This window comes from Mycolicibacterium vulneris, from assembly GCF_002104765.1.
In the GTDB taxonomy this organism is placed as follows: Bacteria; Actinomycetota; Actinomycetes; order Mycobacteriales; family Mycobacteriaceae; genus Mycobacterium; species Mycobacterium vulneris.
The window spans coordinates 85,515-96,678 of the sequence record NZ_NCXM01000021.1 but is presented as its reverse complement, the minus strand read 5'-3'; the positions used below and the strand labels follow the sequence as shown (position 1 = coordinate 96,678).

General features: G+C 66.5%; 15 protein-coding genes. 14 read left to right on the top strand and 1 reads right to left on the bottom strand.

What is annotated here, in order from left to right:
- Positions 1 to 35: 35 nt before the first annotated feature.
- From B8W69_RS19865 to B8W69_RS19835, 8 genes are all read left to right on the top strand, one after another.
- Positions 36 to 929, top strand: coding sequence for a hydroxymethylglutaryl-CoA lyase (locus tag B8W69_RS19865; protein ID WP_085291485.1), 894 nt, complete (start codon positions 36 to 38; stop codon positions 927 to 929).
- Positions 929 to 1,573, top strand: a complete 645-nt coding sequence (locus tag B8W69_RS19860; RefSeq protein WP_085291484.1) for a TetR/AcrR family transcriptional regulator — start codon at positions 929 to 931, stop codon at positions 1,571 to 1,573. Before B8W69_RS19865 ends, B8W69_RS19860 begins: the two co-directional genes overlap by 1 nt.
- Before the next feature lie 8 nt (positions 1,574 to 1,581).
- Positions 1,582 to 2,820, top strand: coding sequence for an acyl-CoA dehydrogenase family protein (locus B8W69_RS19855; RefSeq protein ID WP_085291483.1), 1,239 nt, complete (start codon positions 1,582 to 1,584; stop codon positions 2,818 to 2,820).
- A complete protein-coding gene (locus tag B8W69_RS19850; RefSeq protein ID WP_110881992.1) occupies positions 2,820 to 3,812 on the top strand; it encodes a phosphotransferase family protein in 993 nt (330 codons plus the stop codon). The genes B8W69_RS19855 and B8W69_RS19850 overlap by 1 nt, the downstream gene beginning before the upstream one ends.
- Positions 3,809 to 4,111 (top strand): DUF6285 domain-containing protein, encoded by a 303-nt coding sequence (locus B8W69_RS31075; RefSeq protein ID WP_110881991.1) that lies wholly within the window; start codon positions 3,809 to 3,811, stop codon positions 4,109 to 4,111. Before B8W69_RS19850 ends, B8W69_RS31075 begins: the two co-directional genes overlap by 4 nt.
- A gap of 61 nt (positions 4,112 to 4,172) precedes the next feature.
- Complete coding sequence (locus B8W69_RS19845) at positions 4,173 to 4,574, top strand: nuclear transport factor 2 family protein (RefSeq protein ID WP_065028227.1); 402 nt, start codon at positions 4,173 to 4,175, stop codon at positions 4,572 to 4,574.
- Positions 4,575 to 4,607: 33 nt separating this feature from the next.
- Positions 4,608 to 5,144, top strand: coding sequence for a YceI family protein (locus B8W69_RS19840; RefSeq protein ID WP_085291482.1), 537 nt, complete (start codon positions 4,608 to 4,610; stop codon positions 5,142 to 5,144).
- A 53-nt stretch (positions 5,145 to 5,197) separates the two neighbouring features.
- Positions 5,198 to 5,599: an Rv3143 family two-component system response regulator gene (locus B8W69_RS19835; RefSeq protein ID WP_065053614.1), complete on the top strand. Its 402-nt coding sequence runs from the start codon at positions 5,198 to 5,200 to the stop codon at positions 5,597 to 5,599.
- On the opposite strand, the gene B8W69_RS31070 is transcribed toward B8W69_RS19835, so the two are convergent.
- Entirely contained in the window at positions 5,571 to 5,867 is a 297-nt protein-coding gene (locus B8W69_RS31070; protein WP_085291481.1) for a hypothetical protein, read from the bottom strand. The genes B8W69_RS19835 and B8W69_RS31070 overlap by 29 nt on opposite strands.
- A gap of 171 nt (positions 5,868 to 6,038) precedes the next feature.
- On the opposite strand from B8W69_RS31070, the gene B8W69_RS19825 reads away from it, so the two are divergent.
- Genes B8W69_RS19825 through nuoF form a run of 6 tightly spaced genes read left to right on the top strand, consistent with a single transcriptional unit; the run spans position 6,039 to position 11,109 of the window.
- On the top strand, positions 6,039 to 6,416 hold the full coding sequence (locus B8W69_RS19825; RefSeq protein WP_085291514.1) for an NADH-quinone oxidoreductase subunit A: 378 nt from the start codon (positions 6,039 to 6,041) through the stop codon (positions 6,414 to 6,416).
- Between the two features lie 8 nt (positions 6,417 to 6,424).
- The gene (locus B8W69_RS19820; protein ID WP_065028229.1) at positions 6,425 to 6,979 is read left to right on the top strand and encodes a NuoB/complex I 20 kDa subunit family protein; all 555 of its coding nucleotides are present in this window, start codon (positions 6,425 to 6,427) and stop codon (positions 6,977 to 6,979) included.
- Positions 6,976 to 7,683 carry an NADH-quinone oxidoreductase subunit C gene (locus B8W69_RS19815; protein ID WP_085291480.1) on the top strand — a complete coding sequence of 236 codons (708 nt, stop codon included), beginning with the start codon at positions 6,976 to 6,978 and terminating at the stop codon, positions 7,681 to 7,683. The genes B8W69_RS19820 and B8W69_RS19815 overlap by 4 nt, the downstream gene beginning before the upstream one ends.
- Positions 7,683 to 9,008: an NADH dehydrogenase (quinone) subunit D gene (gene nuoD, locus B8W69_RS19810; RefSeq protein ID WP_085291479.1), complete on the top strand. Its 1,326-nt coding sequence runs from the start codon at positions 7,683 to 7,685 to the stop codon at positions 9,006 to 9,008. The genes B8W69_RS19815 and nuoD overlap by 1 nt, the downstream gene beginning before the upstream one ends.
- Positions 9,005 to 9,760: an NADH-quinone oxidoreductase subunit NuoE gene (nuoE, locus tag B8W69_RS19805; protein WP_085291478.1), complete on the top strand. Its 756-nt coding sequence runs from the start codon at positions 9,005 to 9,007 to the stop codon at positions 9,758 to 9,760. The genes nuoD and nuoE overlap by 4 nt, the downstream gene beginning before the upstream one ends.
- Positions 9,760 to 11,109 carry an NADH-quinone oxidoreductase subunit NuoF gene (gene nuoF / locus B8W69_RS19800; protein WP_085291477.1) on the top strand — a complete coding sequence of 450 codons (1,350 nt, stop codon included), beginning with the start codon at positions 9,760 to 9,762 and terminating at the stop codon, positions 11,107 to 11,109. Before nuoE ends, nuoF begins: the two co-directional genes overlap by 1 nt.
- Positions 11,110 to 11,164 lie beyond the last annotated feature (55 nt).

The following is an 11,164-nucleotide window of genomic DNA, read 5'->3' as shown; positions in this document are numbered from 1 at the left end:
GATGCAGAACGCAGCGATGAGGAGGAGCGGCGCCAATGACACACGTCGACATTCGCGAAGTGGCCCTGCGCGACGGTCTGCAGATCGAAACGCCAATTCCTTTGTCGGCCAAGCTTGAACTGCTGGCCGCGGTGGCGGTCACCGGCGTTCGCGAGGTAGAGGTCACCGCGTTCGTCTCCCCCACCAAGGTGCCGTCGATGGCCGATGCCGCCGAGCTGGCCGCCCATTTGCATGACTATCCCGACATCGAATTCTCAGCCCTGGTGGCCAGCCCCAACGGCGCCAGGCGCGCCGTCGCCGCGGGCTTGCGCTCCATCGAATACGTGGTGGCCGCCGACGACACCTTCAGCAAGGCCAACGTCGGGCGCACCAGCACCGAGGCCACTAACCAGATCGACGAGATCGTGGCCATCGCGCACGACGGCGACGTCACAGTCGAAGTCGTCATCGCCACCGCCTGGGACTCACCGTTCGAAGGCCCCACCCCGCCCCAGCGGGTGCTCGAGATCGCCGCGGCCGCCCGCGACCGCGGCGCCGACCGCCTGTCGATCGCCGACACCATCGGCACCACCACCCCGGGCCGGGTGAGTTCGCTTATCGCACAACTGCGTCCGGTGATCGGCGACCTGCCGCTTGGCGGGCATTTCCACAACACCCGCGGCTCCGGCCTGGCCAGCGCCTACGCCGCGGTCGGCTCCGGGGTGACCCGGCTGGACGCCTCGGTCGGCGGTCTGGGGGGCTGCCCCTTCGCGCCGGGCGCCACCGGCAACATCGCCACCGAGGATCTCGTATACCTGCTGGCCGACAGCGGCATCGACGTGGACGTGGACCTGCAGGCCGCCATCGCCGCGGCCGACGTGGCGAAGGCGGTGGTGGGTCACGACCTGCCGAGCGCACTGTTGCGCGCCGGCGACCGGATGCGGAACTGATGTCCGCCCCGGAGGCGAACCGCGAGCTGACCGCCAAAGGCCGCCAGACCCGGCTGGCCATCGAGCAGGCCGCCCGGAAGCTCTTCGCCGAAAGGGGTTTTCACGGCACCACCCTGGCCGACATCACCTCGGCCGCGGGCAAATCGCCTGCGGTGTTCTACCGATACTTCACCGACAAGGAAGACCTGCTGGCCGCCCTCGCGGAATCGTTCCTGCACGAGGTGGTGACGCCGTCGGGACTCAGCGTCCACCTGCCACACTCCCCCGACGACGACGCCTTCTTCACCTCGGTGGTCACCGGCTACTGGAACATGTTCAAGCAGAACATCGGCATCATGATCGCCATGGCCCAGCTGGCCGCCACCCAGCAGCGCTTCGCCGCCGTCCAGAACGAATTCCGGCGGTTCGGAATCGATCTCGTGGCAGCCTCGGTGCGCCGCGCCCAGGAACAGGGCTACGGCGCCGAGCTGCACCCCCAGCACACCGCGGCGGCCATCGCGTTGTTGTTCGAGAACTTCACCACCGTGTTCGTCGGGCCATCTGGCCCCGCGGGGTTGGGTGTGGACCTCAGCGACGAAGACGCCATCGCGACCTTGTCGACGATCTGGAAGAAAACCCTGTACGGCGGCCTCACGCGATCTTAGGAGAAGACGTGGATTTCACTCTGCCAGAGCACCTTCCGGGCTTACTCGCCGAGATGGACGAATTCATCGAGACCGAGATCAAGCCGCTGGAACGCGAGAACATGCAGTACTTCGACCAGCGCCGCGAGCATGCGCGCACCGATTGGGACAACGACGGGATCCCGACGCGCGAATGGGAGGATCTGCTCTCCGAGATGCGCCGGCGGGCCGACAAGGCCGGCTGGCTGCGCTATGGACTGCCGGCCGCACTGGGTGGCCGCGACGGCAGCAACGTCGACATGGCGGTCATCCGGGAACACTTGGCGCACAAGGGTCTTGGCTTACACAACGACCTGCAGAACGAATCGTCGATCGTCGGGAACTTCCCGCAGGTGATCATGATGGAGCGGTTCGGCACCAACGAGCAACGCAGACAGTGGTCGGAGGCGCTGATCACCGGCGAGCGGTCCATGGCGTTCGGCCTGACCGAACCGCAACACGGATCGGATGCCACCTGGCTGGAGACGCACGCCGAACGCGACGGCGACAGCTGGGTGCTCAACGGCTCCAAGCGGTTCAACACCGGTGTGCACCGCGCGACGCACGACCTGGTCTTCGCGCGCACCTCCGGCGATCCGGGGGCCGCGTTCGGCATCACCGCGTTCCTGGTGCCCACCGACACGCCCGGCTTCAACGTCCCCTATTACTGGTGGACCTTCAACATGCCCACCGACCACGGCGAAGTCGAGTTGACCGATGTTCGGATTCCCGTCGACGCGGTGCTCGGCGAGGTGGACCGCGGCCTGGAAGTCGCCCAGACCTTCCTGCACGAGAACCGGATTCGGCAGGCGGCGAGCAGCCTGGGCGCGGCGCAGTACTGTATCGACCGCGCCGCCGAATACGCCGCCGGCCGAAAGGTATTCGGCAAACCGCTGTCGGTGAACCAAGCCGTGCAGTGGCCGCTGGCCGAGCTACAGACCGAAGCGCAGATGGTGCGACTGCTCGTGCAGTACGCCGCCTGGCATTTGGACCGCGACCACCACATGGAGGTCTCCGACAAGGTGTCTATGGCAAACTACCGCGCCAACCGGCTGGTCTGCGACGCCGCCGACCGCGCCATGCAGGTCTACGGCGGCCTCGGCTACAGTCGGCACGAACAGTTCGAACACATCTACCGCCACCACCGTCGCTATCGGATCACCGAGGGCGCCGAGGAAATCCAGATTCGCCGGGTGGCGCAGCGGCTGTTCAAATTCGGCAAGAAGTGATGGACAGCGACGAGTCGGCGGAACTGGGCACAAAGCTGGCCAGGGTGCTCACGGCCGCCGTCGGCGCCGACACCGCGGTTGAGAACCTGCGCGCGCTGACCGGTGGCGCCAGCAGAACCACCTGGGCGTTCGAGGCCATCATCAACGCACAGCGTCGTGCGCTGATCTTGCGCACCGGCCCACCCGACGATGTACACGCCGGCATGGAGCTGGAAGCCAGGACGCAGGCGGCCGCGGCGGCGGCCGGGGCGCCGGTCCCCCACGTGCTGATCGCCGACAATTCTCCTGCCGCACTGGGCAATCCGTATTTGATTTGTGACGAGATCAAGGGCGAGACCATCGTTCGGCGCATCCAGCGCCAGCTCGACGGCGCCGACGGGCACGCGGCGCGCACCCGATTGCTGCAGCAATGCGCGCAGGCGGTGGCCGCCATCCACCGCGCCGACACCGACATTCCGGACCTGACCCACGAGGACCAACTCGCCGAATGGCGCCAACGCCTCGACGACATGGGCGACACCACCGCGACATTCGAATGGGGGTTTCGCTGGCTGGCCGCCCACCGTCCCCAGCCGTCGCCGGCGGTGTTGGTGCACGGCGACTTTCGGATGGGCAACCTCATCATCGACGGATCCAAGCTCGCCGCGGTGCTGGACTGGGAGCTGGTGCACGTCGGGCAGGCCTACGAAGACCTGGCGTGGTTCTGCATCCGGGCCTGGCGATTCGGCGCCCCGGCCAGCCTCGGCGCCGGCGGCCTGGGCAGCATCGAAAGCTTCCTGCGCGCCTACGAGCAGGCCAGCGCGACTACCGTCGACCGGGTGGCGTTTCACTGGTGGCTGGTGCTGGCCACCTTGCGCTGGGGTGTCATCTGCCGCTTCCAGGCCGAACGGCACCTGAGCGGGCAACACCGCTCGGTCGAGTTGGCCACCATCGGGCGTCGCGTCTGCGAGACCGAGTGGGACCTGCTCAACCTGATCGAGGCGCGGCCATGATCGGGGCATACGGCCGCCCACTGGCCGCCGAACTCGTGGCCGCGGTCGCCGAATTCCTGGAAAGCGACGTGCGCGGGGCGACCGAAGGGCAGGTCAACTTCCACGCCCGGGTCGCCGCCAACGCGCTGCGCATCGTCGAGCGCGAACTGCTCGACGAGAGCGAAGCGAAATCCCGCACCGCGCTGGCCGGCCTGGGCTTCGCCGACGAGGAACAGCTGGCCGCGGCGATACGGGCCGGCGAGCTGGACGGGCGAGCCGACCAGGTCACCGCCTGCCTGCGCACCCTGGTACGACGCTGATTGGCCGTCGCCCACCCCGGATACGACAGCGAATAGCCCGGCGATCAGTGAGGAGCCAGACATGCCCGCTTCCAGCACCGAGACGGTCCTCGACGCGGCCAACCGCCTGTTCACGGCGATCGAGCGAAGCGACGTCGCCGCGGTTGACGCGATGTGGAGCAACGACATCGCAGTGTGGCGGGTCGGCTCGCGGCGCGACGACGACAAGGCCCGCGCGATGCGGGTCATCGATTGGTTCATCGGCGCGACCACACAGCGTCGCTACGAAATCCTGGACCGGCAGCTCTTCGATGACGGGTCCGCCCGCGGCTTCGTCCAGCAGCACATCTTGCACGCCACCGGGCATGCCGGGCAGTCGATCTCGCTGCGGGTCTGCATCGTGATCCGGGTGGGCACCGACGGCCTGATCGAGCGGATCGACGAATATTTCGACCCGGCCGGAATCGCGCCGCTGATGAACTAGCGCTAGATTCGCCACGACACATTGGGGGTGACGATGACGACCTTGGAGACACTGCTTCACGATCCCGACATGGCCGGCGTGTGGAACCTGGCCCCGGATCGCTCGGCCATCACTTTCAAGATCAAGAACATGTGGGGCCTGGTGAACGTCAAGGGCCGCTTCACCGACTTCACCGGCGACGGCCAACTGACCGGCAAGGGAGCGGTTTTCGGTCGCCTGGACATCCGGACCGCCTCGCTGGACACGGGCATCGGCCGCCGCGACAAACACCTGCGGTCGGCCGACTTCTTCGACGTCGACCGCTTCGCGGAGATCAGCGTCGTCGTCACGGCGGTGCAGCCGACCAAAGGCAAGGCCGCCGACCTGCGGACCACATTCACCATCAAGGGCGTCACCGCGGACGTGCAGCTGCCCGTGACGATCTCCGAGCTCGACGACGGCTCGGTCCGAATCACCGGTGAAACCAAGCTCGATCGGAACCGGTTCGACCTGGGTTGGAACCAGCTCGGCATGGTGAGCTCGACGGCAACGGTCGCGGCCGACGCCATCTTTGTGCGGGTATCACAGTAAGGATTCCGCGGGCACCCCGGTGAACCCGGTGCGACACCAGTAGCATCTGCACCGTGCCCGACTCCACCATCGCCCTGCGGATCCTCGTCTACAGCAGCAATGTGCAAACCCGCGAGCGGGTGATGCGTGCGCTGGGCAAGCAGCTGCATCCGGATCTGCCCGAATTGAGCTACGTCGAGGTGGCGACCGGGCCCATGGTGGTGGCGACGATGGACAAGGGCGGCATCGACTTGGCCATCCTGGACGGCGAGGCCACCCCGACCGGCGGCATGGGAATCGCAAAGCAGCTCAAAGACGAACTCGAGACCTGCCCACCCCTGGTCGTGCTGACCGGACGGCCCGACGATGCGTGGTTGGCCTCCTGGTCGCGCGCCGAGGGCGCGGTGCCGCATCCCATCGACCCCATCCTGCTGGGCCGCACGGTGCTCAGCCTGCTGCGAGCCCCGGTTCGCTGATTCGTTCCACCCCGCGTCTTTGCCGCGGCCGTTGATTTTCGGCCGCCAATGCGGCAGTCCTGACCACTTCGGCCACCGGCGCCACGGCGACGGTCGCTAGTCGCGACGTTGCTGACGGCGGGCCATCCGCGCTGGCGACGCCCCTGATCTTTGGTGCCGCAGCGATCGGCGCGGCCGCGCCTTTGCTGGTGCTCATCGAGCGGTTGGTGCGGCGGATGTCGTCCGGCGGCGAGCGTTGATTGCACCGGCTATCGAGTTTGCGCAGCACAGCGCGACATGTCACCGCCAATACTGCAAATCGCCCACCCCGGGCAAGCGCGCCGCACGCCGCGACGCTATGTTGTAAATCACTGTGGCGGGCTTGCGACTCGGTTCGTCACAGCAGCCTGGTTACCGCCTGGCCGCTGCCGGCGGCTCGTACGACGGATCATGGAGCGAGTTGAACGTCTACATACCCATCCTGGTGCTAGGCGCCATTGCCACTGCCTTTGCCGTGGGCTCGGTGGCGATCGCGAGCCTGGCCGGCCCATCGCGTTTCAACAAGTCGAAGATGTCGGCCTACGAGTGCGGAATCGAACCCACCGAGACGTCGGTGAGCGGCCCGCGTGCGACAGCCGGGCAGCGCTTTCCGGTGAAGTACTACCTCACCGCGATGCTGTTCATCGTCTTCGACATCGAAATCGTGTTCCTGTATCCCTGGGCGGTCAGCTATGACGCGCTTGGCACGTTCGCTCTGGTCGAAATGGTGATTTTCATGCTGACGGTTTTGGTGGCCTACGCCTATGTGTGGCGCCGCGGCGGCCTGACGTGGGATTGAGGTAAGACGTGGGTCTTGAGGAACAGCTGCCCGGCGGGATCCTGCTGTCAACAGTCGAGAAGGTCGCGGGCTATGTCCGCAAGAACTCACTGTGGCCGGCGACGTTCGGGTTGGCCTGCTGCGCCATCGAGATGATGGCAACGGCCGGGCCAAGATTCGACATCGCGCGGTTCGGGATGGAGCGATTCTCGGCCACCCCCCGGCAGGCCGATCTGATGATCGTCGCCGGGCGGGTCAGCCAGAAGATGGCTCCCGTGCTGCGACAGATCTACGACCAGATGGCCGAGCCGAAATGGGTGCTGGCCATGGGCGTGTGCGCCTCATCCGGCGGGATGTTCAACAACTACGCGGTCGTGCAGGGCGTCGATCACGTGGTCCCGGTGGACATCTACCTGCCCGGCTGCCCGCCGCGACCGGAGATGCTGTTGTACGCAATCCTGAAGCTGCACGAGAAGATTCAGGAAATGCCGCTGGGCGTCAACCGGGAAACCGCCATCGCCGAAGCCGAGCAGGCGGCGCTGACGGCCCGGCCCACGATCGAGATGCGCGGACTGCTGCGATGAGCTCACCGGACCAAGATCCCAAAGAAGCGATCAGCCGCGCCGACGAAGAAGTCATCGACGTGCGCCGCGGCATGTTCGGCGCCAAGGGCTCGGGTGACACGTCCGGTTACGGACGGCTGGTGCGCGAGGTCCTGCTGCCGGGCAGCAGCCCGCGGCCGTACGGCGGCTACTTCGACGACGTGGTCGACGCACTGGCCGCGGCGTTGAGCCAGGCTGACGTCGAATTCACCGACGCCATCGAAAAAGTCGTGGTGTACCGCGACGAACTGACCTTGCACGTCCGTCGTGACGCGCTGGAACAGGTCGCTCACCGGCTGCGTGACGACCCGCGGCTGCGCTTCGAAATGTGCCTGGGCGTCAGCGGGGTGCACTACCCGCACGAGACGGGACGCGAACTGCACGCGGTGTATCCGTTGCAGTCGATCACGCACAATCGCCGCGTCCGCCTGGAAGTGGCTGCGCCCGACGGTGATCCGCACATCCCCTCGCTGTTCGGGATCTATCCGACCACCGACTGGCACGAGCGCGAGACCTACGACTTCTTCGGAATCATCTTCGACGGGCACCCGTCGCTGACCCGCATCGAGATGCCAGACGACTGGCACGGGCATCCCCAGCGCAAGGACTACCCCCTCGGCGGGATTCCGGTCGAATACAAAGGCGCACAGATACCCCCGCCCGACGAGCGGAGAGCGTACAACTGATGAGCACCACCACTGAATCGACGCACGACGGCGCCGGCGAGACCTTCGTGGTCGCCGGCGGCCAGGACTGGGACAAGGTCGTCGAGGCCGCCCGCGGGGTCGACCCCGGCGAACGCATCATCGTCAACATGGGGCCGCAGCATCCGTCCACCCACGGGGTGTTGCGGCTGATCCTGGAGATCGAGGGCGAGACGGTCACCGACGCCCGTTGCGGCATCGGGTATTTGCACACCGGCATCGAGAAGAACCTCGAATACCGCTACTGGACCCAAGGTGTCACGTTCGTGACCCGGATGGATTACCTCGCACCGTTTTTCAACGAAACGGCCTACTGCCTCGGTGTGGAGAAGCTGCTCGGCATCACCGATCAGATTCCGGAGCGGGTCAACGTCATCCGGGTGATGATGATGGAGCTCAACCGGATCTCGTCGCATCTGGTGGCGCTGGCGACCGGCGGCATGGAACTGGGCGCCATGACCCCGATGTTCGTCGGATTCCGGGGACGTGAGATCGTGCTGACCCTGTTCGAATCGATCACCGGCCTGCGGATGAACAGCGCCTACGTCCGCCCCGGCGGTGTGGCGCAGGACCTGCCGCCCAACGCGGAGGCCGAGATCGTCGAAGGCCTCAAGGGACTCAGACAGGTGCTGCGCGAAATGGGCGGCCTGCTCAACGAGAATGCCATCTGGAAGGCCCGCACCCAGGACGTCGGATACCTGGACCTGACCGGCTGCATGGCGCTGGGCATCACCGGCCCGATTCTGCGCGCCACCGGGTTGCCCCACGATCTGCGCAAGAGCGAACCGTACTGCGGATACGAAAACTACGAATTCGACGTAATCACCGAAGACACGTGTGATGCTTACGGGCGCTACATGATTCGTGTCAACGAGATGTGGGAGTCGATCAAGATCGTCGAGCAGTGTCTGGACAAGCTGAAGCCGGGCCCGACCATGGTCGAGGACCGCAAGATCGCCTGGCCGGCCGACTTGAAGGTGGGCCCCGATGGCATGGGCAACTCACCGGAACACATCGCCAAGATCATGGGCGGCTCGATGGAGGCGTTGATCCACCACTTCAAACTGGTCACCGAGGGCATCCGGGTTCCCGCCGGCCAGGTCTACACGGCGGTCGAATCACCGCGCGGGGAGCTGGGTGTGCACATGGTCAGCGACGGCGGCACCCGGCCCTACCGGGTGCACTACCGAGACCCCTCGTTCACGAATCTGCAGTCGGTGGCGGCGATGTGCGAAGGCGGCATGGTCGCCGATCTGATCACCGCGGTCGCCAGCATCGACCCGGTCATGGGCGGGGTGGACCGGTGACCGGGCCGCAGGGACAGCCGGTCTTCATCCGGCTCGGCCCACCGCCCGACGAGCCCAACGCGTTCGTCGTCGAGGGCGCGCCCAAGACGTATCCCCCGGACGTGCGGGCCCGGCTGGAGGTCGACGCCAAGGAGATCATCGGCCGCTACCCCAACAGTCGTTCGGCGCTGTTGCCGTTGCTGCACCTGGTGCAATCGCAGGATTCCTACCTGACACCGGCGGGCCTGGAGTTCTGCGGCGAGCAGCTGGGCCTCACCGGGGCCGAGGTGTCCGCGGTGGCGAGCTTCTACACCATGTATCGCCGCGGCCCCACCGGCGATTATCTGGTGGGTGTCTGCACAAACACGTTGTGCGCCATCATGGGTGGCGACGCCATCTTCGACGCCCTGAAAGAACATCTGGACGTCGGCAACGACGAGACCACCGCAGACGGCTCGGTCACTCTGCAACACATCGAATGCAACGCCGCCTGCGATTACGCGCCGGTGGTGATGGTGAACTGGGAGTTCTACGACAACCAGACGCCGAAGTCGGCGCGTGAACTCGTCGACTCGCTGCGTTCCGGCGAACCTCAGCCGCCCACTCGCGGCGCCCCGCTGTGCGTCTTCCGCGAGACGTCGCGCATCCTGGCCGGCCTGCCCGACGAGCGTCCCGACCAGGGGCAGGGCGGCGCCGGGGCGGCCACCCTGGCCGGCCTGAAGGTAGCCAAGGAACACGGCATGCAGGCGCCGGACGCGCCGGAAGGCCAGTAATGACAACGACTTCTGACACTTCACAGGCGACGCCGCTGACTCCGGTCATCAGCCGCTTCTGGGACGACCCCGAGTCGTGGACCCTCGAGACCTACCACCGCCACGGCGGCTACGAGGCGATGAAGAAGGCGCTGGCGATGGAGCCCGACGCGGTGATCGGGGTGGTGAAGGACTCGGGACTGCGCGGGCGCGGCGGCGCGGGATTCTCGACAGGCACCAAGTGGTCGTTCATCCCACAGGGCGACACCGGCGCGGCCGCCAAACCGCATTACCTGGTCGTCAACGCCGACGAGTCGGAACCCGGTACGTGCAAAGACATTCCGCTGATGCTGGCGACACCGCACGTCCTGGTCGAGGGCGTCATCATCGCCGCGTACGCGATCCGCGCCAGCCACGCGTTCATCTATGTGCGCGGAGAGGTGCTGCCGGTCCTGCGCCGCCTGCAGAACGCGGTGGCCGAGGCCTACGCCGCGGGCTATCTGGGCCGCGACATCAACGGCTCGGGCTTCGACCTCGAGCTGGTGGTGCACGCCGGTGCCGGCGCCTACATCTGCGGTGAGGAAACCGCGCTGCTGGATTCGCTGGAAGGCCGGCGCGGCCAGCCGCGGTTGCGCCCGCCGTTCCCCGCCGTGGCCGGGCTGTACGGCTGCCCCACGGTGATCAACAACGTCGAGACCATCGCGAGCGTGCCGTCGATCATCGGCAACGGCGTGGACTGGTTCCGCTCGATGGGCAGCGAGAAATCCCCTGGCTTCACGCTGTATTCGCTGTCCGGCCACGTCGCCCGGCCCGGCCAGTACGAGGCCCCACTGGGAATCACGTTGCGGGAGTTGCTCGCCTACGCCGGCGGGGTTCGGGCCGGGCATCGGCTCAAGTTCTGGACACCAGGCGGATCGTCGACCCCACTGCTGACCGAGGAGCACCTCGACGTGCCGCTGGACTACGAGGGCGTCGGCGGCGTCGGCTCGATGCTGGGCACCAAGGCGCTGGAGATCTTCGACGAAACCACCTGCGTGGTGCGTGCCGTGCGGCGCTGGACCTACTTCTACAAGCACGAATCGTGCGGAAAATGCACGCCGTGCCGTGAGGGCACCTTCTGGCTCGACCAGATCTACGAGCGGCTGGAAACCGGCAAGGGCACCGACGAGGACATCGACAAGCTGCTGGATATCTCCGACACCATCCTCGGAAAGTCGTTCTGCGCGTTGGGCGACGGCGCGGCCAGCCCGGTGATGTCGTCGATCAAGTTCTTCCGCGACGAATACGTCGCGCACGTCGAGGGCGGCGGATGCCCCTTCGATCCACGAGACTCCATGCTGACGGCGGAGCGCGAGAGCGCGAAAGGTTAGGAAGCCGATGACCCGCGCCGGTGACGATGCAGAGCGAAACAGCGATGTGGGGGTA

Excerpts from the sequence above, each read along its gene's own strand:
- B8W69_RS19865 (WP_085291485.1), top strand. The coding sequence starts at position 36 with ATGACACACGTCGACATTCGCGAAGTGGCCCTGCGCGACGGTCTGCAG.
- B8W69_RS19860 (WP_085291484.1), top strand. The coding sequence starts at position 929 with ATGTCCGCCCCGGAGGCGAACCGCGAGCTGACCGCCAAAGGCCGCCAG.
- B8W69_RS19850 (WP_110881992.1), top strand. The coding sequence starts at position 2,820 with ATGGACAGCGACGAGTCGGCGGAACTGGGCACAAAGCTGGCCAGGGTG.
- B8W69_RS31075 (WP_110881991.1), top strand. The coding sequence starts at position 3,809 with ATGATCGGGGCATACGGCCGCCCACTGGCCGCCGAACTCGTGGCCGCG.
- B8W69_RS19845 (WP_065028227.1), top strand. The coding sequence starts at position 4,173 with ATGCCCGCTTCCAGCACCGAGACGGTCCTCGACGCGGCCAACCGCCTG.
- B8W69_RS19840 (WP_085291482.1), top strand. The coding sequence starts at position 4,608 with ATGACGACCTTGGAGACACTGCTTCACGATCCCGACATGGCCGGCGTG.
- B8W69_RS19815 (WP_085291480.1), top strand. The coding sequence starts at position 6,976 with ATGAGCTCACCGGACCAAGATCCCAAAGAAGCGATCAGCCGCGCCGAC.
- nuoD (WP_085291479.1), top strand. The coding sequence starts at position 7,683 with ATGAGCACCACCACTGAATCGACGCACGACGGCGCCGGCGAGACCTTC.
- nuoF (WP_085291477.1), top strand. The coding sequence starts at position 9,760 with ATGACAACGACTTCTGACACTTCACAGGCGACGCCGCTGACTCCGGTC.